The 24,782-nt window shown below is 52.4% G+C and carries 13 protein-coding genes; 5 read left to right on the forward strand and 8 right to left on the reverse strand.

What is annotated here, in order from left to right:
- Nucleotides 1-50: 50 nt before the first annotated feature.
- The 8 genes from P8N76_11640 to P8N76_11675 form a co-directional block, all read right to left on the reverse strand.
- Nucleotides 51-1,031 (reverse strand): hypothetical protein, encoded by a 981-nt coding sequence (locus tag P8N76_11640; GenBank protein MDG2382315.1) that lies wholly within the window; start codon nucleotides 1,029-1,031, stop codon nucleotides 51-53.
- Nucleotides 1,028-3,364 (reverse strand): glutamine amidotransferase, encoded by a 2,337-nt coding sequence (locus tag P8N76_11645; GenBank protein ID MDG2382316.1) that lies wholly within the window; start codon nucleotides 3,362-3,364, stop codon nucleotides 1,028-1,030. Before P8N76_11645 ends, P8N76_11640 begins: the two co-directional genes overlap by 4 nt.
- Nucleotides 3,361-7,191, reverse strand: coding sequence for a hypothetical protein (locus tag P8N76_11650; GenBank protein ID MDG2382317.1), 3,831 nt, complete (start codon nucleotides 7,189-7,191; stop codon nucleotides 3,361-3,363). The genes P8N76_11645 and P8N76_11650 overlap by 4 nt, the downstream gene beginning before the upstream one ends.
- Nucleotides 7,192-7,215: 24 nt before the next feature.
- Entirely contained in the window at nucleotides 7,216-9,303 is a 2,088-nt protein-coding gene (locus tag P8N76_11655; GenBank protein MDG2382318.1) for a BatA domain-containing protein, read from the reverse strand.
- On the reverse strand, nucleotides 9,300-10,280 hold the full coding sequence (locus tag P8N76_11660) for a DUF58 domain-containing protein (protein MDG2382319.1): 981 nt from the start codon (nucleotides 10,278-10,280) through the stop codon (nucleotides 9,300-9,302). The genes P8N76_11655 and P8N76_11660 overlap by 4 nt, the downstream gene beginning before the upstream one ends.
- A 10-nt stretch (nucleotides 10,281-10,290) precedes the next feature.
- Nucleotides 10,291-11,247: a MoxR family ATPase gene (locus P8N76_11665; GenBank protein ID MDG2382320.1), complete on the reverse strand. Its 957-nt coding sequence runs from the start codon at nucleotides 11,245-11,247 to the stop codon at nucleotides 10,291-10,293.
- Nucleotides 11,248-11,349: 102 nt separating this feature from the next.
- A complete protein-coding gene (locus P8N76_11670) occupies nucleotides 11,350-12,249 on the reverse strand; it encodes a DUF4159 domain-containing protein (protein MDG2382321.1) in 900 nt (299 codons plus the stop codon).
- Nucleotides 12,239-14,842 (reverse strand): peptidase MA family metallohydrolase, encoded by a 2,604-nt coding sequence (locus P8N76_11675; GenBank protein MDG2382322.1) that lies wholly within the window; start codon nucleotides 14,840-14,842, stop codon nucleotides 12,239-12,241. The genes P8N76_11670 and P8N76_11675 overlap by 11 nt, the downstream gene beginning before the upstream one ends.
- Before the next feature lie 397 nt (nucleotides 14,843-15,239).
- On the opposite strand from P8N76_11675, the gene P8N76_11680 reads away from it, so the two are divergent.
- The 5 genes from P8N76_11680 (at nucleotide 15,240) to P8N76_11700 (ending at nucleotide 24,258) form a co-directional block, all read left to right on the forward strand.
- Nucleotides 15,240-16,799, forward strand: a complete 1,560-nt coding sequence (locus P8N76_11680; protein MDG2382323.1) for a DASS family sodium-coupled anion symporter — start codon at nucleotides 15,240-15,242, stop codon at nucleotides 16,797-16,799.
- A gap of 469 nt (nucleotides 16,800-17,268) precedes the next feature.
- Nucleotides 17,269-19,293, forward strand: a complete 2,025-nt coding sequence (locus P8N76_11685; GenBank protein MDG2382324.1) for a redoxin domain-containing protein — start codon at nucleotides 17,269-17,271, stop codon at nucleotides 19,291-19,293.
- A gap of 394 nt (nucleotides 19,294-19,687) precedes the next feature.
- Nucleotides 19,688-20,650: a zinc-binding dehydrogenase gene (locus P8N76_11690; GenBank protein ID MDG2382325.1), complete on the forward strand. Its 963-nt coding sequence runs from the start codon at nucleotides 19,688-19,690 to the stop codon at nucleotides 20,648-20,650.
- A 427-nt stretch (nucleotides 20,651-21,077) separates the two neighbouring features.
- Entirely contained in the window at nucleotides 21,078-21,581 is a 504-nt protein-coding gene (locus P8N76_11695) for a DUF2062 domain-containing protein (protein MDG2382326.1), read from the forward strand.
- Between the two features lie 193 nt (nucleotides 21,582-21,774).
- Nucleotides 21,775-24,258: a patatin-like phospholipase family protein gene (locus tag P8N76_11700; protein ID MDG2382327.1), complete on the forward strand. Its 2,484-nt coding sequence runs from the start codon at nucleotides 21,775-21,777 to the stop codon at nucleotides 24,256-24,258.
- Nucleotides 24,259-24,782 lie beyond the last annotated feature (524 nt).

Genomic DNA, 24,782 nt, shown 5'->3' on the forward strand with positions numbered 1-24,782 from the left:
CGAGATTGAAAGCCAATCGGTCATGATAGGGAAAGGGTTCTTGCGACACCTTAGGGTGAATTGTCGTTTGCCGAGTAAAGATTTGAGAGTTTGACCATTAGGCTTTCAAGCGCTAGATAGTATTGGTCGATGTCTAGAACGGCTTTCTTTTGCCGCAGGGATTCGATTTGTCTTTCAAGGTCATCCCGTTCGGCAAGGGAGTCAGCTGATAAGGACTTATGTTCCGGAAATTGATATAGGACGATTTGATGTGCCTGTAGCCCATCGAGTGCAGAACCATCGCGAGCTGCTTTTTCTGCGCGGATTCCGCGAAAAAATGTGCGCGGAGTGCCGAGACCGTCGCCATTATCGTCAATCAGACTGTGTTCGGTTGCAAGTCTGGATTCTTCCTCGTAGAAGCGTGCAACTCGATTGGATGCAAAGAGAAATGATTCCAACAATGAAATGGCATTATCGTGGTCTAGATCGGCCGTGACATCGGTCAATGACAATGAGAAAAAGTCGCCGAATCGCGAGAAGTTTTGTTCTGCGCTGCTACGCGTCGCAGTGATGATTGTTCGGTGGTCGCCAGTCAGTTGACGCAGAAACGCGGCGCTTGACGAGGAACATTGAATCACGGCAACTTGTCGTGATGAGTCGCCGATCCATTGTGCCAGTTCGTTGGCTGAGACGTCCGGTCCTCGTAGGTTGAATTTCGCAACACCTTGCGCGTGCGTTCCATGTCCAAGCATGACTAGGATCAAGGGAGAGGAGGATGGGCCCAATTGGGACTTGAGTGTTGTCTGGAGTTGTTGCCGATCGTCGTTGTCGGCCTTGTTGTCGCGACCGATGACGGTAGTTTCTGCCTTGATCGCTTCGCCCAGGTTTTTCCAGCGAGCTGCCCAGAGCTGGAACTGCGTGTCGTACTCCGGTAGACCTCCGGCACCAATCACGATCACGATCGATGGGCGTGACTCATTGGACGCGATTGCGGGTGTTGCAAGAAAAGCTCCGCTGGCGATTCCCCACATGATAAGCAAGGTGGTTTTCATGCGAGCCCTTTCCAGCGACGCAAGCCCCATTCTGTACACAAACAGAGTATGGCTAGGCCGAAAATAAACGGTTGATGCCAAAGTGGATAAACCCAAGGTTCGGTGACCGGTACTTTCCGTCGTGAGAGGCTTTTAACAAAGCGCTCTAATTGTTTAGGACGGATCACTTCACCCCCGGTGTCATTGGCAATCTGTTCAAGCTGTTCGAGGTTAGGTTGAATGCGGGAAAATTCGCGCACGGATGTTTCAGTGCTCCATCCCCCGACTCGTTTTGCGATGGGGCTGCCGTCGGGCGCTTCGACCTCGGCGGTCACCCGATATCCTCCGCTTTGGGCTGGCCAATATCGGCTGGTGTAGAGTCCCGGTCGTGACGGATCTGCCTCTGCATCCAGCTGGAATTTGTTGTTATTGGGTTCTTCGATGGTTAGTTTGACGGTGGCGCCGTCTTCGGCTGCGAATTCTTCGTCCCGAACCGTTGTGTTCAACGTGATACTTTCCCCATCGTCCGAAGCTACCGCTTCGAGTTCAACTCGACGAGGACCGTCGGCCGTAAGCCACCGCATGGTCTGGCGCCAAAAAACTGCCAAGTCGTCCGGATCGCTTTCCTTGCGTTGCATGGACCAACGCCAAAAATCGCCAATCAATGCAGATGCTGTCCGGCCTTTTCCGAACCGTTGCGTCGCGATTGCAGGCGCCGGATCGCCCGTTTGATTGCTGGCGGTTGCGATCACGGAAGCTCCTGGTTTTGCCTTGCCACTCGGATTCAGCGTGAGGAACTCGGGCATCGACTCCAGACGCTTTTCTTCTTCACGCTCTGTCGCTCGCAACCGAATCCAAGGTTCGAGCCAGCCCTCTCGAGTCAGGTTGAGTGAAACCGATTCCTCGGTGCGACGCGATTTGGGGGCGAGGTAGACGGGCAGTAATTCCTCCAAGGGTGTTCGTTGATAGTTGCCCAAGTGGAATGATGAAGGTCCACCAAGCATCAGCAGGCCTCCACCTCGTTGACTAACGTAGCGTCGAATCAACAGTAACTGATCGGGGGAAAAAAAGCTTGATTCCAGGTCGTCGATCACCAGTGCATGATAGGCGAAGAGCTCTTCTGCCGATTGCGGAAAACCATCCCGGAGTTCGCTTTCATCTTCGATACCCAGTCGTACCATGACCGGCTGATTGTAAGTTTCCGCGTCTTCCGCATCTCGATTGTCAAAACCTTCAAACAGTCGATTTGTGTCACCCGTTCCTTGGGTGTCTCGAAAGGCAAACTTGGGTTCCTTGTTGGCGATGCGGAGCAGGCCGACTAAGCTGATTTCGTCATCTTCTTGAAGTGCTCGTCGCAGGAATTTGAATTCCCAGTTGGGCCGACCGCTCACATACAAGACCCGATACGGACCGCCTCCGCGGTTTATCATGATGGTGCGAGTATTGTTTTTAACGGTCGCTTCCAGTTTTGAGGGAGCTTGAAGTTTCCGCTCTCGCTCACTTTCCGCGAATACATTTAATTTGTAAAACGTCAAGCCGGATTCGTCTGGCCGGAAACGGAAGCGAACCGTGTTGTCCGATTGATCAGCTGCCAAGTCAAACGACTGCTCTTCGAGAACCTGGCCATTAGGAGTCAATAATTCCACCGTTGCACGCGTGCGACCGTGACCTTCGCTGGCAACTTTTGCAGTGACGGTTGTCGGTGACGTCTCAAAATTTGTCTGGCTTATTTGTACGTCTTCGATACGAATGTCAGCTGCGACTGGTGCATCGGATTCGATCACTGGGAAAATAGGGAAAGTGATTTCCGAGCAATCAATCGGCGTCGCCTCTGTGGCATTCCCGTCGCTAATGAGGATGGCGCCTGCGATAGGGCGACCAAGGAAACGTTCCTGGAGAGATTGCAGGGCCCGTCCGAGTCGACTGCTATTTCCCTGAAACTCTAAAGGAGTTTGCGGGTCGAGCCGACGGAGTTGCCGATCGAACGCGTAGCTGCGAAGATCAAAATCCTGCTCGAGTCGTGTCCGCCAAGCCTGATTCTGGTCGGCCAGCCAGCGGTTGATAAGGTCGTCCTCTGGGATGCCGCGTTTATCGATCAACATGCTCTCGCTGTCGTCGATCAATAGAGCAATAACATTCGCTTGAGGGCGTGGTCGAGTTCCGCTTACAAGTGGCTCGAGCAGACATAAGGAAATGGCAAGAATAGCGATAATTTTGAGACCCGCAGCAACAGCTCGTACGGTACCATGAGCGGCAGCGCGATAATACGACCAGACCACCACAGCGATCAAGATCACTGCAATCGAAGCGGTGGGTAGAATCCAATCAGGTGATCCCCAGACGATGTGCGTCATTCTGTCACGCCCCCACCGATGGATTCGTAATAACGTTGGACGCGATCTTCAAAGGTTTGTGGCACAGCATCTCTATCAATGGGAACAAGCTGCTCGCGTTTTCCCGAGCGTCGAAGCAACTCTTCGGTGACTTCTTGTTTAAGTTCGCTAAGCGGGTTTGCGAGCATCTCCTGAACGAGCGGCCAATGTGGTTCTTTGGAATGGCGTTTGAAATCTAGACGAAACCCTCTTGCGCGATCTCGGATCTGTGCAGCGCGGGACGATAAATCAGGATCATCGAGTATTTCCTCAATGTCCCTAAGTCGATCGGACCATTCACGGAATTCATCGCCGGTAAGTGGTCCACCACCCGAACTTTCATTTATGGAATCCAGTAGGCCACCGCCGTCGAGTTGCCTGGATTGATTGGGGCTACCCGGTTGTTGTTGACCCGGTTGTTGTTGACCCGGTTGTTGTTGACCCGGTTGTTGTTGACCCGGTTGTTGTTGACCCGGTTGCTGTTGACCCGGTTGTTGTTGACCCGGTTGTTGTTGACCCGATTGCTGTTGACCCGGTTGTTGTTGACCCGGTTGTTGTTGACCCGGTTGTTGTTGACCCGGTTGCTGTTGGCCCGGTTCTTGTTGGCCCGGTTGCTGTTGGCCCGGTTGCTGTTGACCCGGTTGTTGTTGGCCCGGTTCTTGTTGGCCCGGTTGCTGTTGGCCCGGTTGCTGTTGGCCCGGTTGCTGTTGGCCCGGTTGCTGTTGACCCGGTTGTTGTTGACCCGGTTGCTGTTGACCCGGTTGCTGTTGACCCGGTTGCTGTTGACCCGGTTGCTGTTGACCCGGTTGCTGTTGACCCGGGCTGTTTTGTTGCAGTTCGTTATCAAGTTGCCGCATCAATTCCGCAAGCTCTGCGTTTGCCATGCGCAGTGATTCGATTTCACTTCCTAAGACGCTTTCGGCAGACTCCTCGATGTTTTCACGAAGGCTCTGGATGGCGTTTGCGGCCTCTTTCTCGAGTTGTTGAGCTTGATCACGCAGTCCTTGATCTAGAAGCTCACTTGCAGACTGTAGGTTTTGCCCCGCGCGACTTCGCGATGCATCGCGAAAGGTGTCGTAAAGTTGTTGTGCGAGTAGTGGTTCAGCATCCTCCGCTTCGGTAACAGTTTGTTCAACGTCGTCTAAGAGGTTTTCCAGATCTCGCTTTTGTTGTTGTAGGGCATCGCGTATCGCGTCGCTGTCGTTGGAACGCCGCAGTCCAGGTTGCGGCGCGTTGCTGGTTTCATTTAACTGATCCGACAACTCCTGTTGCCGTTCATCGATCGTTCTGGCCTGCTGCCGCATATTACGCATTTCTTCGGTAAATTGCTGCGCGGCTTGTTCGCGTAATTCATCCCTTATTTGCTCGAACTCACGCTCGGCTCGCGTACCAGCAGTGAGTGCCTCAGGGATGTCTCCCTCTTGCAGAGCTTCCGAACTTTGTTGTAGTTGATCTCGTGATTGTTCTAACTGTTGACGAGTTGCTTCCAGATTCGATTGATCTTCGGCTTCTTCCAGACGTTCATTCAGTTCGTCGGAGTCTCGCAGCAGTTCCTGTTGCTGTTCCCGTAAACGTTTGAGCTGACGTTCAAACTTTTCTCGTTCTGTCGGGGAGGCTTCTTCCTCCAAGGCTGTCTGTAATTCCTTAAGCTGTTTGTTAATATCGGCTTGGCGACGGGCGAGGTCTCGCAGACGGCTAATAATTTGTCGAACGTCTCGTTGCGCGTCTGAATCTTGTTGTTGTTGAGCTTCGCGTTCGGTCTCGTATCGTTGTTCCTCTTCGTCGAGCTCTAATTCCTGTAATTGTTGTTGCGAACGGCTCGAAGAGGATGATGATGACGAACTGCTGGAGCTTGAGGCTTGTTGGGACGAACGGATAACTTCGGATTCGCGTGCTCGTAATCGGAGTAAGCCTTGGTAAGCGTTTTGTTCGTGAGCGAGAGCTGTTTCCAACTGCTTGGAATCTTCGTCGGCTGCGGACAATGCCGTGATAGCTTTTTGCATGGCAGTCCGTACTGCGTCGGCATGATCTTGGGATTCCTGGTCAGCTACATTTTGGATCAATTGTTCTAGCAGTGTGATGGCAGATTGTTGAGATTCAAGAATAACCGACAGGTCATCCGTGAAGCTTTTCGATTCCGCTTTTAAGTCATTCCGACGAATGAGGTTCCACGTGGCGGTAACAATTTGTTTTTGCAGATCGGCAAGTTGCTCGGCTTGCTGGGTGTTTTGATTGCCTTGGCTTTCGCCCTGTTGCTGTTGCTGTTGCTGAGCGGCGTCTTCGGCCGAGGGTTGTTCACCCTGGCGGAAGATTTCCTCAAAACGTCTTACCTCGACGAAAAACATGTCGCCGCGTGTCCGTCGTACTTCACCATCGGAGCCACGGTCTTCCGCCCAGAAATGATAAGCGAGTAATTGGTCCGGTCTTGCATTCATCGATTCAAAATCGAATTGATGATTGATCGTTGCCTTTTCTCGCGGTTGCACCGTGCCACCAAGCTGGACGTCCCGGATCGGTTGCGTGCCGATGTTGTAGGCGATGCCAAAACGTTCCAATCCGAAGTCGTCCCAGGCAGTGGCTTTGAGATCAAGTTCCTCGAGGGCGGAAACGCTAAGATCACGGGCGTTCTCAAGTTTGATTTCGGCGGGCCGATTGGGAATGGCTTTGGCGGATAACTGGGGTGGATACTTGTTTTTCCGACCTTTCTGATCCGTCAAAATTAATTCCCACTTCATATTCTGTTTCAGTGTGATGGAAGCGAGGTAGGTAAGAGGCCGATTTGGATCTGCCACCAGGGGTAGGCGATTACCGTCTTTGGTGACAAGCTCGGCGCTTTGAAGCGGCTTGTTAACAGAACAAATCCAGGTCAATCGAGTGCCTTCGACCGTATTGATGCGGCGTGTATCAAGTACTGTCTTAGTGGGCAGGTTGGTGTAGGCAGGGTATTGCAGCCGGGCATCGGCTTGGACCAAGTTCGGGAAATCGAAAACCGTAATCCGGTATCGGTCTGAGGATTGGTCAGAAAACTCCACGTGATAGTCAAATGACTCGGAGACTTCAGGGAGGTTAATTCCGAACAGCGGGTCATCGAGGCTGCGAGTCATGGGCAGGCTGCGCTGGGGGCCAGTCTGATCGGCGATCAAGAGGGTGGACTGGTGGGGAGTAATGCCTGAAAAGCGAGCGATTACGGTCAGATTGGAGCCACGCTCTAATTCCGAATCGCCGGGCTCAACGGTGATTTCCAACGGTACGAGTGGATTGCTTGGTAAGTCGGGTGGACTTTCTGCAAAATGGTTGGTTGCAATGGAGTCTGTGGCGATTAGGCGAGCGGATAAAACGCCGACGAGCAATATGGAAAAAACGCCCGCCAACCGTGCGATTGTCATACGTTTTGTTGAGATGACCGATTCCCAATGATGTTTGCGATCGTGAGTCAGCGCTTCCTTCACGACTTGTTGCTTGAGGTAACCGCCCGGCTCCTGCAAATGGGTAGATGACGTTTGATCAACGGCTGTGAGAAGTCGTTGTTGTAAGGCGGGGAAGTGGTCTTCGACGGTTTTTGCCACTTGATTAAGATCGCGATGGGCGCGTCGCGCGAAAAGCAGCACCAGACCGATGGCGGTCAGAGTTAGTGCGATGATTACCCAGCCAACAACTGAGATGTCGACTGAAAGATAAGTCGCAATGGTTGGGGTCAGGGCGAGACTGCTTGCTGACAACAGGCAGACGATAGCAATCGCGAGCCAACGCGAGAAGCCACGCAGACGCAGTTGCGTTTTCGTAAGTTGTTGCAGCAGTTGAAGGTCCATGACCGTTGTTCTCCAATTGATGGGTTATTCGCCCATTTGTCGATTCGCACGTCTGCCGAGTCGTCCGCCTAGCCAACTTTCTGCAATCAGCAGTCCTAAGGCGCCGAGGATTAGCCACCGCCACATCTGTTGTTGCGACTCCAATTCAATATCTCTTAGTTGACGGTCTTGTTCGACGATTTCTTTACCGCTTAAATGGTCTTCGAGGCGAAGACCCCGTTGTTCCAGTTCTGCTTTATCCAGTGGGTCAAGTTGCGATTCAGTCAAGGCAATGTTGAACGCGAGTTCACGGGTTTGACCGTCCTGAATGGATTGATAGATCCCCGGCTGATGGGCTTGGTCGAAGGAAAAGGGTGCATCTTTCAGTTCGAATCTTTCTCCATCAGGGGCAACGACTTCCACTGAACGACTGGCCTCTGCAAAATCGACGTGACTGCCCACCTGATGGGAATCGGTGAGTTCGGAAGTATCTTGATTGTCATCAAACATACCGGCTACCAGTGGGAGAAACTTTGTGGACAAAGCCAGCTGGCTTTCGCTGGGTTGCCAGCCAGTGGTAAGGATCCAGGCCGTTCCTTGACCCACAGTGCGTTGAACAAGTGCTGGAGCTTTGTTATCAAAGCTGGCGAGAATATCCCAGGGACTTTCGTGATCGGTTGAGAGATACCGATGTTTCCAAATGCGGATTTTCGTGAAGTCGTTAAAGCGAGGATCGGCGAAGGGAGCGAACAATGAATGTTGGAAGTCGATATATCCGAACATGGCGTACGATTGAATGATGGCTTCATCGATTTGCACAGATTTTAGATCCAAAAGATTCGCCAACATCGTCGACATCTGTTCGTCCTGGGCGCTATGTGTTTCCAGCACGAAGAGGATTCGGCCTCCCTCGGTGAGGTAATTACGCAAAGGTTGGTACTGATTCTCACTGACGGGTTGTGAAATCACAACGAGTGGGCAAGCGATTGGATCGAGTGTTTCCAGATTGGCGGGTGGCCACTGAGTTTTTGAGACAACTGAGTAGCGTGGTGTATCGAGAACAAGCTTGTGCAGAAAAAAATCCAGTGATTGCGTTGTGTTGTCGGCAATACCCAAATGAAGCAATTGTTTTGTGATGGCCGTCGAACGAGCGATGTAATGCTGATTGTCAAAATCTGCGTGATCTCCCGAGAGGGTTAGAACGCGGGAAGACGGATGGCGTTTGACCCGAACCGATCGCTGTTGATTGGGAGGAACTTGGAGCGAACGGTCGTATTGGGGGTTGGCTTCCTCTTCATCGGTCAGCCATTTGAGTTCGAATTCGCTTGTGCTGCTACTGGGCGTATTCGTAACGCGAACCAAAAGTTCGTCGGAGCCAGTCGACGAATCAGGATGTAATCGATGTAGGCTCGCATTCCCGGATTGAATCGGAACAACCTGTCGGAGATCGACTCCGATTTGCGGTGGCCACCGGATACCGTCGAGTCCTTTCAGACTGCTGCCAACCTGGAAATCTGTGATCAATACAATTTGGCCAGAGGCCGTTCGTGTCCCTTCATTTTCTACTTCGGATCCATGCAATAATTCCAATGCGGCTGGTAACGCTTTTCCGAGATCGGTTGCGAGCCAGCTAGGCGAAAGAGTTTTCAATTTTTCACGGAATAATTCGCTTCGCTGACTCGATGTCATACGGGAATGATTTTCCAGGCCGATAACTTGAGTTACGTTGTTGTCAAAAGCAAGGAGTGCAACGCGGTCTGTGGGCAAGAGGTCATCGACTACGGCCGCTACCTCATCGGTGGCACGTTTCCAAAGATCGGGACGTTTCATACTGGCACTTGTGTCCAATAAGACAACGACCTCTCTCGAGGGCACGAAGCCATCCTGTAGATAAGAGCGGAGGAAAGGCCGCGCGAATGCGGACGCCAGCAGGAGCAATGCTAGTCCTCGCAGCAACAGCAGTAGCAGATTATCCAACCGACTTCGTCGTGTTAGTCGAGGCGGCGAGGCTTTGAGGAACATCAGTGAACTGAAGGTTTGCTCACCCTTGGGACGTCGCTGGATTAAATGAAACAAAATTGGGGCAGAGATAGCGAGCAATCCGAGAGCGTACAGGGGAGCTAAAAAACTCATGGCGATGCTCCCGCTTGCGAGTCGATTTGTCGGCGATGTGAACTGGCTTTACCTTGTCGCATCTGAGCGGCCAACAGTTCAACTAACGCCACATCAAGGGGCACGTCAGTTTTCATCGTTACCAGGTCGATGCCCATCCGATCACAGGCGTTTTGCACCTCCGACGCGTGCTGCTGGAAACATTTCAGGTATTCACCTCGGGCCGCAGCAGGATCGACAAACAGTTCTCGGGAAGATTCAAGATCGCGAAAGGTGGCTGACGTGTCGAAGGTGAAATCGACTTCGGCCGGATCGAGCACCCGCAGAATCAGGACCTCGTGCCCGCGGGACTTCAGATACCCCAGGTGTTTCTCCAGGCGGTCGACGGGTGCGAGCAAGTCTGAGATGACGACGACCAATCCTCGTTTGGCCACGAGTCGAGCGATCTGCTCCAGGGGTGCGAGCAAATCGGTACCTTTTCCTTCCGGAGATCGTTCCAGGAAGACCATCAGTTGATGCAGATGACCATGCCGATGCCTGGCGGGAAGATAGTCACCGAGTTCTTGATCAAAGGTCAGGAGTCCGACGTGATCCCGTTGCAGTGTCAAGTAGTAGCCGAGTGTGGCTGCCAGCGTGCGCGCGTAGTCTGTTTTGGTGTAATCAAGCGATCCGAACGTCATCGAGCGACTGAGGTCAACGACGAGATAACAGCGTCGGTTGGTTTCATCTTCGAAGCGTTTGATGTAATAACGATCGGAACGGGCAAACAGTCGCCAGTCGAGATACCGCGGATCGTCGCCCGGGCAGTATTGGCGATATTCGCTAAATTCGACGGAAAAACCGTGAAAGGGACTGCGGTGAAGTCCGTTATAGAAACCCTCCACAATGGTCTTCGCCCGAAGTGGGAGATTCTTGATGCGCATGATGGCTGCCGGATCGACAAAGTTTGCCGGACTCGCACGTGGAGGCATGCGTTGTTTGGTATTGGCTGACGCCATGACATACTCTCTAACTAGAGACGGTTTCCAGCAAACGTGTGATTACGTTGTCTACGGTGATTCCTTCCGCTTCCGCTTTGTAACCAACCAGGATTCGATGTCGGAGCGTTGGTGCTGCGAGCGCTCGAATATCCTCAAAAGTTGCATGGGCTCGCCCGGAAAGGATAGCGCGTGCTTTGGCTCCAATCACGAGCGTCTGTGCGGCGCGTAATCCCGCACCCCAGCTGACCCATTCGTTAACAAAGTCGAGGCTCCCTAGCTGCCCCGGTCGACTTGCCGCTGACAGTTTCACGGCGTAGCGGGCGACATCGTCCGCCACGGGAACGCGCCGTACAACATCGTGGAACTTCAAAACGTCTTCGCCTGAATACAGAGGCTCAATGCGATCGGGGCGTCGGGAGGTTGTTTGCTTCACAACGGCAAGTTCGTCTTCCTCGGGCAAATAGTCAATTAACACATTGAACATGAAACGATCCAGTTGAGCCTCGGGCAGCGGGTAGGTCCCTTCCATCTCAATCGGATTTTGGGTCGCCAAGACAAAGAACGGCTCTTCGAGTTGATAGCGTGTGCCGGCTGCGGTCACCTGATGTTCTTGCATGGCTTCCAGGAGTGCCGCCTGGGTTTTGGGCGGTGTACGATTAATTTCATCCGCCAAGATCACGTTGGCAAAAATCGGTCCTTTCACAAACTGCATTTTTCGGTGGCCGTCACCAGCGTCTTCCAAGATTTCCGTGCCTGTGATATCCGCCGGCATCAAATCCGGAGTGAACTGAATTCGTTGAAAACGCAAATGAAAGACCTGGGCGATCGAACGAACCAGGAGAGTTTTTGCCAAGCCAGGCGCTCCGGTGATCAAACAATTACCACCGGCGAATAACGCAATCAATAATTGTTCGATCACATCCGTCTGACCAACGATGACCTTTCCTAGCTCGCTGGTGATGCGTTGCCGACTGTCTTGAATCATTTCGACGACTTGCTTTTCGTCGTCCAGCGTCTCGATGGGAGTATTCACAATGTCAATTTCTGGTGCGTTGGGGGTGATTGGGACGGAAACAGACGCGTCTCCCTAATGGGTCATGGCATAGGTCACGATGTTAATTCCAAGCGGATACGCTTTCTTGACGGAAAATTCCTGGAAATACCATTCGTGTTCTCCTTCACGCTCCCAGCCATCACCCAGGTCCGTGTTGTGGCAGATGAAGACCATGATACGCCCTTCGTCATCCTTGATGGCTTTATAGTAAGGTGTGCTTGTGTCGGAATCATAACGAGGTTCCCACGTGATTCCCCGTGAACGACCGGAGACAGCGATATTGATGGAAGGGACCTGCGGTTTTTCTTTCAATTGGTAAACACAGTTGAAAATTTCATGATTGAGGGGGACCTCTTCGGGTTCGCGATCGGGAAGTACACGCTTGATCTGGTAGCGGAAGTTCTGATATTCGGCTTCGCCCCAGAAATCGTCGACCATCAGGAATCCTCCATTGAGGAGATAGCGACGGAGGGCAACGATTTCATCATCATAGAAATGCAAACGTCCCGGCTCGACGATGTAGATGAAGGGATGGTCGAATAATCTCGGATCGGTCAGTTGCAAGACGATGGGATCTGGATTCACTTTGAGTGAGGTGAGTTGCTGTAACCGCAGCGAAAAGTTGAGATCACTATCTCGGTAATCGGTTCGCCATCCGCCGCCGCCCCATCCACGCCCTCCGCCATGGGAGTCATAACGAATTCGTACAAATGTGAAGACGTCGTTAGCCACCTCCGGACTGTTTTGCCAGGTGGGGACGCCGCCCCGTGAATCAGCTTGGTAGCGGGACCTGCGGTTCCAACGATCTCGTTGGGCGCTGACGAGTCCCGTAGCGGCCAACACGAGTCCTATGATCAGTAGTCCACAACAGACAAGAGCACGTCGATACTTCGCGAAACCTCGAGGGTGGAGTGCGGCTGTATTATTCGTCACGCGGCACCTGCGGTTCGGGGCTTTCCATGATCTGGACTAATTCCAACAGTAATCGCTGTGCTTCGCGATAGCGGGGGGCCGATTCGAGTGCCATCAGTACCTGGAGTTTCGCATCTTGAAACTTGCCGATGTCCCGCAAGGCGATTGCGAGCTGATAATGGGCAGCGGCCGGGTCGGCGGGATCCATCTGCAACAGCGCCTTTTGAGCCGAGATGACGTCGCGTGGTTGTTTGAGTCGCGCCGACGAAACCGCCAGCTGCTCGTGACCGCGCGGTAGTAATGGGTTAACCGCAAGGAATTGCTGAGCATCATTGTAAAGTTGTTCCCAATTCTCAGCTGCTCGATCAAGCTCCATGAGTCGACTGTAGACATCCATCGCATCGGGCTGAATAGACGCAAGGTGCCGAAGCAATTTTTCCTCTGCCTTAAAGTCTTCTAGGTTTCGGTGGACGGTTGCCATCAATTGTGCTGCGTTGCCTGGATCCGTATCCTCTGGAAACTGATCGTAGAGCGGTTGGAGAACCGTCAGAGCACGTTGCCACTGCTGATCACGAACGAGTTTCGTTCCCAACGCCTTGGTCAGCCAATAATTATCCGGGTGAGCGGCTTGTAATGTTGTCAGCGTTGCCAGATCAGAAGGAGCGGGTAACAACGAACGATCCCAATCAAGTTCCGGTGCAAATCGGTTGGCTCGGTCCCGTGCGTAGCTCGCAAATAAATCGTCCAAGATTTGTGGGGGAGCCATATAACGCTCGAGTGCTTTTTCGATTGGCATCCCGGCCGCGAGATCAACAAGAATGCGACGAAGGATGTCGTCACCATACTTTTCGAGGATGAATTCAATGACCAGGGACGATTCGAAATAGGCGAACTGCAGGTGGGTGGGTGTAGGAGGGCGCAGAAAGGCAGCGCTGAGTTGGCTCACAGGTGTCAAAGCATCGCTGAGAATCATTTGCCGAAACTCAGGCGTCATGGATTGGCCCCAGGCTTGGTTGGCCTGCCGTTCTTCGTAAACGGAAATCCCTTCACTTAGCCAACGCGGCATGCGATTGTTGGTTTTTGTGAGCGTAACAACATGACAGAATTCGTGCCAAAGCACCGCTTGCCAATTGGACGGTGTAGGGCCCTGTGACGCGGGACTATTGGCGGTGATCACCTTGCCAAAGCAAACGCCGAGATATCCGGATCCGCCCGGTAGGCCAAAGGTTCGGATCGCGAAGTCTTGTTGTCGCGGAAAGATTTCTACAATCACTGGCTCTTCACCGAGCGAGACCTCGTACTTCGAGCAAAGTGCCTCGCGCGCCTCGGTAAGCAGTTCTAAGACTTGTGTGCCGTAGATAGACGCTTCGCGAGCTTCCATTCGCACGATGAAACCATTTGACGTGAGTGTTGTGTAGCGTTCGATTTTGTCCTTGAGGGCCATTAAGTTGAACGCCACGACGTTGTACGCGTCCTGGCCCTGCACCTCTGCCGCAAGTTTCCAGCCTTCCTTTTCTTTTCCGATGCGAAGCAAATCTTGGGCGAGCTGGAATTTTGCGGGCAAGAAATCAGGTTGGATTACCAGCGCCCGACGTTGGTAGGTGGCACCATCGGCAAAGCGGTATTTTTGGGACAATTTGCGACCGATCAGGTGGTCAACTTGGTGGTTGGAAGTCCAGGTGGATAGAGCAACCTTTCGTAAGGCTTGCTCACCCCGATAGTGACCACTCAGGTGGGCAATCACTGCATGAAAGGCCCATGCCTCCGGTTGCAGCGGATTAACTTCAAGCACCTTTTCCAGAATCGTCTCGGCTTCCGAGAATCGTTCGGCGTCAATCAGGTAATCGACTTGCAGCAGCAGAGATGGGACGTGTCGAGGGTTGAGTTTCAACGCTTGCGATAGTGCCGCGTTTCCCTTGTCGGTGTCACTTGGCAGCCAGGCGCGGGCTTGCAGATAAAAAATCTCGGGATTGTCCTGCTCCAGCTTTGCAGCGACTTCAAGGTTCTCCGCTGCCATTCCGTAGTCGTGTTTTTCCAACGCCAATTCCGCCGTGGCAATGTAGACGTCGGTGTACTTGGAATTTCTCTTTCGAACGCGGTCGTAAATGATGTCGAGGATTTCTCTGGCATCCTCGCCTTGTAGGGCAAAGAATCGGCCGAGTGTTATTTGATCCCGCGAGGACGAGTATCGCCATGGCGATTGACTTACGAGACGATAGATGGTCTCCAGTTGCTTTTCTGCTTGATCCGCTTGATCCAGCATGCGATAGATCTCGTAACCCTGCAGCCGCAGGGCGATCCGATTTGCGTAACGCTTTTGGGAATTCTGGAAAACTTGCTCTGCCTCCGCGTATCGACCTCGCGTTAGCAGGCATTCGATCAATAATTCAGACCACTGTTCATTCCAAACGCCCCGCTCAACCTCTGCACGCGCCAGCTGTTCGCAAGCGTCATACTGGCCTGAAAAAAGAAGTTTCTCTGTTTCCCAATGACTCGCACCGGGCACGACCGAAACGTGGGTGAGTAAACCGAGGATCCCGCCTAGCATCGCGAGTAAGAGTCGCCGGGGTGAGTAACCGCCCCTCGCCTTCGAATTGACCGTTAAGTGCTCCATCAATACGCCGTCGACTCCTGCGGGAAGAACGATCAGTATCGGTATTTACGGGCTACGAGAATTGTATCCGCGAGCCGCCAAAATCACAACGCATTCCTACGTAATCGGTGATTCGCCAAGTTGGCAAGATAGGCGGAGAATGTAACGACTTGTTGTCGGCTCTAACATCGACGGTTTTTGAACTGACATCGCCACGTCTCAGCGATCCTGAGTTGGCCGTCGATTCGGCCGATAGACAAGATTCCGCTTCACGCCAAAAAAATCTTGGTGATTCAACGACACGCGAACTTCCGCCCGATTGCTGTTCGTGGAAAGGCTTAGTAACCGGCCTTTGGTGGAGGACGATTCAGGCTACAATTGCAGCTTTTCCAGGGGCAAAGTTCAAGATTATTTTTCCATGAATCGATCCACTGAAGAATTGACGGTCCAGAAAGCACGCTCCTATCGACGCTATCTGCAGGCGGCAGGATTGATTGCCGGTCCAATCATGGCCGGAGTTTGCTTTTTCCTGTTGCCCCTCACTTACGTCGACTTAAAAGGAAACATTGTCGAATTTTCTGTCGCAGGGCGAGCAACCCTGGCGGCGATGGTATGGATGGCGACTTGGTGGCTGACCGAATCAACCCATATTTCGGTCACCGCGTTGCTTCCCTTGGCCCTGTTTCCATTATTGGGTATCGCTGACATGAAGGAAGCGGCGGCGCCGTACGCCCATCCGTTGATTTTCTTGTTTTTGGGTGGTTTTATTCTTGCCCTATCAATGAGCCGTTGGGGACTGGACCGGCGAATTTCCTTGATCACGTTACGGATGGTTGGGACCCGACCGACCCGAATGGTGGCAGGATTCATGATAGCCACTGCGGTCCTCAGTGCATTCGTCTCGAATACTGCGACGACGGCAATGATGCTACCGATTGCGCTCAGTGTGATCGGCTTGGTCGCTGCCAATCGCGAGCAGATCGATGCCAAATGCATCTCGAACTTTTCCACCTGTTTGATGCTGGCGATCGCCTATTCGGCTTCGGTCGGCGGCATGATCACGATCGTGGGGACGCCGCCAAACGTTTTCCTGGTGAGTTTCTTGCGGAACACGATCGACGAACCGAATCAGATGAATGTCAGTTTTGCACGCTGGTTGTTACTCGGCATTCCTTTAGCCTGCCTTTTCTTGCCGAGTATTTGGCTCTTACTGAGTAAGGTGCTCTATCCCGTCAAGTTCGAGACGATTCCAGGGGGGGATCGATTGATCCTCACTGAACTTAAAAAGCTTGGCTCAATGAATCGTGGAGAATGGGTGACTTTCATTCTCTTCTTGTTGACGGCCGGCATGTGGATAACGCTGCCGTTGTTAAAACAAATTCATCTCACCGTCGGCGAAGGGGAGATTTATCCGCTGGAGAAATTAACGGATCCGGGGATTGTGATGTTGACCGCAGTCTTACTCTTCGTGATCCCGACGGGAGACAAGGAACGCCGGTTTACCATGGATTGGGAGACGGCGGTCAGATTGCCCTGGGGGGTCCTTGTTCTGTTTGGGGGCGGATTAAGCTTAGCGGCAGCCGTAGATCGAAACGGCGTGGCTCCATTCATCGGTGGTTTTTCGTCCTATGTTGCGGGTGTACCTCCCATCGCTTTGGTATTGGCTATCACGACTGTGATTGTGTTTTTGACGGAACTAACATCGAATTTAGCCACCACGGCGGCGGTGATTCCGATCCTGGCCGGGTTGGCACCTGGGTTGGGAATGCACCCCTACGATTTAATTGTTCCTGCCACCTTAGCCGCCAGCTGCGCCTTTATGCTACCCGTGGCAACGCCACCGAATGCGATCGTTTTTGGATCAGGAAAGATTACGATAGGTCAAATGGCTCGTGCGGGTTTCTGGTTGAATTTACTAGGTATTCTGCTTGTGACAGCCGTTTCTTCTGCGTTGGTCAAGGTAGTGTTTGGCCATTAGTGCATCGATCGTAAAACGTTTCCGTGGATGACCAATGAATTGAACCGACGGAAGGTCGAGCAAGATTTCACGTGGGTTGATCCGACGTCGGGACCGTTTGACGACACGCTCGGTGACATGATCTGGCTTCAAACCGAGAAAACAGGCCTTTTTGGCGGCTTATTCGGCAGAAAATTCGAGGACGTAGCCGCTAGCGTGCTCGGAAGGGCGAAGGGGTGATGGCGATTGGATCTCAGCGCGTAGCGGGAAAGTATGAAAAATAGAAGGTTTTCGCGAATCTCGCATCGTTGGGTCGGGGTACCCATTCAGGGAAGCTGAGGCGGTCGATTCAAATCCAAGGCGATCATTCGAGCCAAGAATTTCTCTCGTGCCAAAATTCGCCTTGGCCGCTACACTCCCAGATGGGAAACGGTTGAGCTGGGCGACGCCGTCGAACACGAAGGTGACATGATCGAGCGGAGTAAGTTTAATGCTGTACGCATTTGAGAAAAGATTCTGCACGATGGAAGCGAGAGATTTTTTTACCCGAGGTGATGATTCTATGCTCAAAGCTGTTGTTGTGATGCTTTTCGCGATGTCAATTCTTGTTTCGGTTACCGTGTCTGCTGCGGATAAGCCATCTCCCGTGGGAAACGAGGTTGACGATTTTCAACTCAAGGATTTTCGTGGCAAGAAATTTCAGCTGTCGGATTTCGACGACAAAAAGATTGTGGTGCTTGCCGTTCTAGGGACCGAATGCCCCCTGGCGAAACTCTATGCTCCCCGTCTCAATCAGTTGCTCGATGAATTCGAGTCGCAAGGGGTTGCCATTTTGGGAATCAACGCGAACACGCAAGACTCGATCACAGAAATCGCAAATTACGCTCGCATTCACGAGATTGCTTTTCCACTGGTGAAAGACGTAGGGAATCGTGTTGCTGACCAGTTAGGTGCGGTACGCACGCCGGAGGTGTTCGTGCTGGACCAAGCCCGCGTGGTTCGTTATTGGGGTCGTATCGACGATCAATATGGTGTCGGGTTCATTCGCGAGAAGCCAACCCGGCAAGATCTTCGTATTGCGATCAAGGAATTGCTCGCCGGGGAAAATGTCTCGCAACCGGAGGCAACGTCTGTCGGCTGTTACATCGGTCGGCAGCGCGAACCAAATGAGAATTCCAAAGTCACGTATTCCAATCAAATCTCCCGATTGTTGCAAAAGCGTTGTGTGGAGTGTCACCGAGACGGTGAGATTGCTCCTTTTGCATTGCAAGATTATGACGAAGTCGTTGGCTGGGCAGAAACAATTCTGGAAGTGGTTGAAGACCGCCGCATGCCCCCGTGGCACGCGAATCCAGCACACGGTGATTTTGCGAATGGTCGCGTGCTGAGTGATGAGGAAAAGCAGCTGTTAACCGATTGGGTGAATGCGGGTGCTCCGGAAGGAGATCCGTCTCAATTGCCAGAGCAACTTACGTTTCCAGAAGGGTGGCAACTACCGAAGACTCCTGACCTCGTTGTAGGAATGAGTGAACGTCCGTTTGAGGTACAGGCGGAGGGAACAGTACGCTACAAGTATTTCACGGTGGACCCTGGCTTACAGGAAGACAAGTGGATTCAGGCCTTGCAAGTTGTGCCGGGGAATAGTGCGGTTGTCCATCATGTCCTGGTATTTGCGATTCCCGAAGGCACGGACGCACGGGCGACCGGCGGCGGGGTAAACGGTTTCTTGGCAGGCTATGTACCAGGCTTGCGCGCGGAGCCTTTTCCGAGTGGAATGGCAAAACGAATTCCCGCGGGTTCGAAACTCTTGTTCCAAATACACTACACCCCCGTCGGGTCTGTGCAACAAGATCTAAGCAAAATTGGATTTGTGTTTTCTGACGAGGCTGATGTCACGCACGAAGTAAAGACGATCAGCGCCTTCCAACGGTTCTTCACGATTCCACCGAGGGATTCAAATTACGAAGTGACGACCCGGACTCGAGTCCGGGAGGACTCGCAATTGTTAGCCATGATGCCCCACATGCATCTGCGGGGGAAATCATTCCGTTACCAAATTCGACAGCCCGGCTCCGATGAATGGGAAATTTTGCTCGATGTGCCGAATTATGATTTTAATTGGCAAACGAATTATCGACTCAGTGATCCCATGCCTTTACCCAAGGATGCATTCATCAAGTGCGTCGCTCATTTCGATAACTCGACCGAAAACATGAGCAACCCGAATCCCCGAGAGCGGGTCAAGTGGGGTGAGCAAACCTGGCAGGAGATGATGATTGGGTATTTCGAGGTTGCAGAACCCTATGATCCGAACGCTGAATCCTCAGTCGTTTTATCCCGACGTGATACGGCCGAACAGTACATCCTGCAATTAGACAAAGATGATGACGGTCAACTTCAGGTCAAAGAGCTCCCGTTCCGTTTTAGAATTATGTTCGGCGGATCGGATAAGGATGGTGACGGGGTGATCTCAATCGACGAGTTGATCGGGGCATTCGGACGCCGTTTGCGGTGACCGGGAGGAAGGCAATCGCCGCTTGCAGGGTCTGTTGTTTTTTTCGGGTGAGATCGGCTGGGGCAACCTGGCGGCAGGCAGGAGGATTCTCACGGAGAGTCCGCTCGCCGAAATCGTTCGCCACCATTCTGGAACGCTTAATCGCATGCTCTTCAGTGGTTCGATCCCAGAACGACCGATCTCCCTCCAGGCTTGATGCAAGCAGACTCGAAAACAGCTAAACTCTGTGATCAGATCGAAATTTCGATCAACGCTTGCCGTTTTAGGGCAGCGAACAACCACGCAGCGAACAACCACGCAGCGAACGGTAGGAAACGCGGTGGGCCTTTGTCGTGCGGAGTTGCCATTGCAGCGATGATTCTAGGACGTTGGCGTCGTAGATAGAGGGAATGACATGAAAGCGGTTCAGGTTCTCGAAGCAGGAAAAGCCGAATTTTTGAATGTGCCGAAGCCAGAGTGGCAACCAGGGCATGCTTTGATCCGTCCCCTGAAATTGTCACTGTGTGGGAGCGACATTCGGATGTTGTACCACGCTGCTCCGGATGAGTATCCTTTTGCCCCCGGGACGACCGGTCATGAGATGGTGGGCGAAATCGAGCAGATTGATGACCATCCTTTCCTCAGGAAAGGAGATCACGTTCTGGCGTTAGCTCCCGACCATCGGGCGATGGCTGAATATTATTTAGCCCCATTGGAACACGTCTTGCCGATCCCTGGTCGGCTTCCACTCGATCAGATGTTACAGGCTCAGCAACTGGGCACGGTGATTTATGCATCGCAAAGATTACCGAATATTGGGAGCAAAACAGTTGCCGTCATCGGGCAAGGTTCAGCTGGTTTGTGGTTTGATTTTCACCTGCGACGTATGGGTGCCCGAAAGGTCATCGCTTTTGATTTGGAACAATTTCGTTTGGACCATGCACGCCGTTTCGGTGCGACCGACGTCGTCGATAATTCATCTTGTGACGCACAACAGGCGCTCCTGAAAATCAACGATGGAGAACTTGCCGATGTGGTGATCGAGGCCGCCGGTGAGATCGATTCGATTAATCTTGCCGTCCATCTTGTGAAGAAGTATGGCGACGTCCTCTACTTTGGCTATCCACGTGGTCAGTACTTTTCTTTTGCTTTCGAAGAATTCTTTCACAAGTGCTGCAAAGCGACAACGATTGTTGGCGCGACCTGTGAAACAAACCAGACTTCGACACGCATTGCACTGGATGTGATCGCCTCGGGAGAAATTGATGTGACTCCGATTTTGACCCATCAGATTCCCTTTCGCGAAGTATTTGATGCTTACGAGCTGCATCGGACGCGAGAGGATCAAGCGGTTAAAATCTTAGTCGATATGCAGTAACTTTTTCCGGATGGGTTGGAAGGATGTCATCTGCGGCTCGAAGAAGGTAGATCACTGATCGGCTCTTCCGCCGCTTCTCGTTGGGAGTCACTGCAAGTAACTCCGCTGACGAACTCCCGTCGGTATGATCGTCATTTCACTTTTGCAGAAATGAGCCTGGGCCAAGATTGAGTTGAATAATGGGGAGAATCCATGTCGATCAGGAGTGGGGATGCTAGCGATGTCCTGAGGGTGGAAAGAACCAATTTCCTCTGAAAACGGCTGGAAACAACCCTATTCGAGATTTGTGGCAGCGATGAGCTGGCTGCGTCAGATTAGGGAGTTGACGAAAGGTCGGGGAATCGTTCGGATAGTTATTACGGTCGCTGTAGCGGGAAATACACGTGCAGCACTGGCTTTTATACTCTTCTTACCTCTTTCTTAATGCATGGTTGTTCGCTTTCTCCGCTTACGGTACCGACGACGACGCCAGCAACTTAGGCGTTTTGTCTATCATGATTTGTTGCACGCCGATGACCCACCTCATCGGCTCGCACTCGGGATAGGTCTTGGTGTGTTCGTTGCCTTTACCCCGACCGTGGGCATTCAAATGCTTATTGCGGGCTTTCTCAGTTGGCTGATTGGAGCGAACAAAGCAGTGAGCGTGGCTGTGGTTTGGATTTCCAACCCGGGCACGATGCTACCGATGTATTGGTATTGTTATGGAATTGGTTGTGCGATTTTAACACTGGAACCCGTCGATCGCTCTTGGTGGACGGAACTGACGGCACCGCCGCCAGGGTGGTGGCCGGCTGTTTCCTTCTATTGGTCGCGTCTTTTGGAGATTGCTGGCCCGCTTTGGCTAGGCTCTTTGATTGTTGGCTTGGTCTGCGGCTACACGACCTACTATCTCTCTTTCCGGGCGATCGAATATTATCGGCGTCGGCTCTAATCTTAACTGGTCGCTGTTTCCATCGAGATTCGCGACTGGGAGCTTCGATGCAACTGGGAGCTTCGATGCAACTGGGAAATTGCGTGAGAGCGGTTTGTGGGCGTGGCGATGCCCCCAACCATAACGGGGCACTATACTACACCATGACGAACTGTGTGACGGGCAAATCCAAGTAGGCATGAAGGCAGGAATCATGAGTCGGTTGGGGCTGGCGCTATCCGGAGGTGGTTTTCGAGCGACCGTATATCATCTGGGAGTGGTGCGCTTTCTCCGCGACGCAGGGATTCTGCCCAACATCACACACATGACCACCGTTTCAGGCGGTAGTATTCTCGGGGCTCATCTCGCCTTGAACTGGGACCGTTACTGTGGGACTGCCGATCAGTTTACTGAAGCTTCGGAAGAGATTCTCGAGGTTGTAAGACTTGACGTGAGAAATCGGATTCTACGGCGATTTCCATTTGCATCCATTGTAAATACAGGCCGCACCTTATTGCGAATGGGTTCTGTCAGGCAGCTTACGCGTCCCGGCCTTCTCGAAAAATATTATGAACAGTTTCTCTACGGCGATGTGCCTCTGTCTCACCTGCCGGAAAATCCCAACCTCCACATTTTGGCGACGAATTTGAGTGAAGGTTGTCTTTGTTCCTTTAATCGTCGTGGAATGTTGTTGCAGCGAAGACTGCCAGGGCGTCGCGATCAATTCGAGCGAATTCAAACGGGTTTGGCGACGGTATCGATGGCGGTGGCCGCCTCATCAGCGTTTCCTGGATTCTTTCCACCGCTCGAACTCAACGGATGGGAGGTTGGGGCGGACGGAGGTGAATTCAATCGACAAACGTTCACGGATGGTGGCGTGTACGACAACCTGGGCCTACGCATGTTCCGTTGCCTGGAACAGTCATCGGTTCGCGACGCAGTCCCTTTTCGTAAACAAGATTTCCTAGAGCTTGAATCTGTCACTGTCTCCTTGCGATCCGCACTTGGTTTGCCCGCCGGGACCCCGCTGCGCCGGCTTCGTGAGAAGTTGGACCGTTATGATCATGATCGGTTGCTTGAAAGCGATGCTAATTCGTCGGACAAGACAACGGAACTGATCGTTCGTGGTTTTTGGGAGATCATGCGAACCGATCGACTTTACCGCGACCCTTGTTTTCAGGAAATGCAGCTTGCTGATCCCGGAGCGCAGACGCTTTTGCAACATGTGGTAGAGTCGGGCAGGGATCTCGATCTGGATGACAGCCTTTGGTTAAACCGACAGATTATTGAGTCGGCTTTTCGGAAAGTAATCGGTCGGCCCTGCGTGAGGTCGACGAGTCAAGAGTTCGATGGAATTCTCGTGAGTGACGCGGGCGGTAAATTCAAAGCGACCCGTGATCTGCGACGTGGCGGGCTGGTGAGCACAGCATTACGCTCGTCTGATATTCTGATGGATCGCGTCTGGCAACTGGAATTGGAAGCCTCCATCAATGCTTCCGGAGTGATTTATTTGCCGATTTCGGAAGTCGTCGATAAAGCACAGGATCGCTGGGCACTTGATCCGGAAATACAGCGACAGGCAGCACAGATTCGAACGGATCTCGACCGCTTCACAAACCTGGAGATTTCAGCCTTGGTGCAACACGGATATTGTGTAGCAAGGCAGATCTGTCGGTCCCACCCACAACTCTTTCATGGTCCGATCGAATCGGGGCCCCCTTGGGATCCGATTGAGGAAGGACGTGCCGACAAGGTTTCATCTTCGCAAGGGGAAAGCGTGCGGGAATCGTCTGACTTGGTGACGGCTCGCAAGTTACGAGATTCGTCGCGTAGGCGAATTTGGAGTGCTTTGCTTAGCTACCGAGATTGGCCATCGTACGCATGGGTGCTATTGATTCTTTGCTTAGCCATTAGTTTGCCGACCTACATCCTGTCCATGCGAGAACGGGCCGCCCAACAACGTGTCGTTCTCACCGCCATTTCGGACATGAGTCCTGACTATCGTAAGATCCTGGAACTCCTTGAAAATGATGGCCCGGAAGAAATCAAGGGAATGCCGTTTAATGAAGTGAAGGAATTATCCGCCTCGGATCTAACAGGCTTTAATGTTCTGTCGGATACGAGGATCTTCGATTTACGAAGCTGGGCTAATCGAAATGATGATGCTTCGGCGGTGGGCTACGCCCGACTTACCGTTGAACGAACGAAGGAAAATACGAATCCCATTCTGCAAGTTCGTCGGCCAACCCGGGTTAAGGATGGGATTATCTCAAGTCCTTCCAAACGCTTGAAGCCGAAGCTTTTTCGGATGTCGCAAGGGGAACACAATTTCATTTGGGGGATCGACTTTGATTTTCACGAGGTTCCTTTTGGGGGCCGTTCCGATTTGCGAATCGAGCAGGTGTTGACCCCGGAAAACGCGAGTCTGATGGACGGCGGCGGACGTTTTCGCTTCTCGATCTATACGCCCACTAGCCTGTTGGAAGTGTGGATGTTGTTACCGAAGGGCCGCTCGTGTGATTCCTTCGAGGTTCGAGCCTTTCCGATTGGAAAACCGGAACTGGCGAAAATTGTGGTGCCGAATTCCCAGGTACAGCTGGCACTCGGTTCCATCGCCACATTTCGGCTGATTCGACCTACCGCGCCGTTCGAGTACGAGTGTGTTTGGAAATGGAACAAACTGGTCCCGAACCAATAAATCCGGCGAGTCGAGTTGGTGGGTATCTGAAGTCCGGTGGCTTCCGGCGGGCCGTGCTGTATTACTCTTGTCGCCGGGGGATGGGAGCGGAGCGAGCAAACCGGCTGGAATCGTACTAAGATTGGCATTTGTAATTATGCCAACAAGTTGCGTAAAATTACGTTGCACTTTAGGGCAAGTGTTTTGCTCAGGCAGCAATTAATGTTAGTCTCTCCGGCAGCAGCAAAACACTCCTGTTTGCCCTGGAATCATTTGATGCTGCCTGCCGCAGACGCCGGGCTCCAGTGGTGCAGGGCTTGTAGAGCCATCGCGGTGCCATGGAAATCGAAATCCAGTCTGGTCGTTCAACGATCGAACGGACTAGAATAGCCACGCGGAAGTCACTCACTTTAATCTCGCAGTTTTAATCTCGCAGTTTTAATCTCGCAGTTTTAATCTCGCAGTTTTAATCTCGCAGTTTTAATCTCGCAGTTTTAATCTCGCAGTTTTAATCTCGCAGTTTTAATCTCGCAGTTTTAATCTCG

The sequence above is a fragment of the Pirellulaceae bacterium genome (genome assembly GCA_029243025.1).
In the GTDB taxonomy this organism is placed as follows: domain Bacteria; phylum Planctomycetota; class Planctomycetia; order Pirellulales; family Pirellulaceae.

What these genes read in the sequence shown, in the direction of transcription:
- P8N76_11685 (MDG2382324.1), top strand. Translation starts at nt 17,269, where the DNA reads ATGCTGTACGCATTTGAGAAAAGATTCTGCACGATGGAAGCGAGAGAT.
- P8N76_11640 (MDG2382315.1), bottom strand. Translation starts at nt 1,031, where the DNA reads ATGAAAACCACCTTGCTTATCATGTGGGGAATCGCCAGCGGAGCTTTT.
- P8N76_11660 (MDG2382319.1), bottom strand. Translation starts at nt 10,280, where the DNA reads ATGGCGTCAGCCAATACCAAACAACGCATGCCTCCACGTGCGAGTCCG.
- P8N76_11650 (MDG2382317.1), bottom strand. Translation starts at nt 7,191, where the DNA reads ATGGACCTTCAACTGCTGCAACAACTTACGAAAACGCAACTGCGTCTG.
- P8N76_11695 (MDG2382326.1), top strand. Translation starts at nt 21,078, where the DNA reads ATGGTTGTTCGCTTTCTCCGCTTACGGTACCGACGACGACGCCAGCAA.
- P8N76_11700 (MDG2382327.1), top strand. Translation starts at nt 21,775, where the DNA reads ATGAGTCGGTTGGGGCTGGCGCTATCCGGAGGTGGTTTTCGAGCGACC.
- P8N76_11680 (MDG2382323.1), top strand. Translation starts at nt 15,240, where the DNA reads ATGAATCGATCCACTGAAGAATTGACGGTCCAGAAAGCACGCTCCTAT.
- P8N76_11690 (MDG2382325.1), top strand. Translation starts at nt 19,688, where the DNA reads ATGAAAGCGGTTCAGGTTCTCGAAGCAGGAAAAGCCGAATTTTTGAAT.
- P8N76_11645 (MDG2382316.1), bottom strand. Translation starts at nt 3,364, where the DNA reads ATGACGCACATCGTCTGGGGATCACCTGATTGGATTCTACCCACCGCT.
- P8N76_11675 (MDG2382322.1), bottom strand. Translation starts at nt 14,842, where the DNA reads ATGGAGCACTTAACGGTCAATTCGAAGGCGAGGGGCGGTTACTCACCC.
- P8N76_11665 (MDG2382320.1), bottom strand. Translation starts at nt 11,247, where the DNA reads ATGATTCAAGACAGTCGGCAACGCATCACCAGCGAGCTAGGAAAGGTC.
- P8N76_11655 (MDG2382318.1), bottom strand. Translation starts at nt 9,303, where the DNA reads ATGAGTTTTTTAGCTCCCCTGTACGCTCTCGGATTGCTCGCTATCTCT.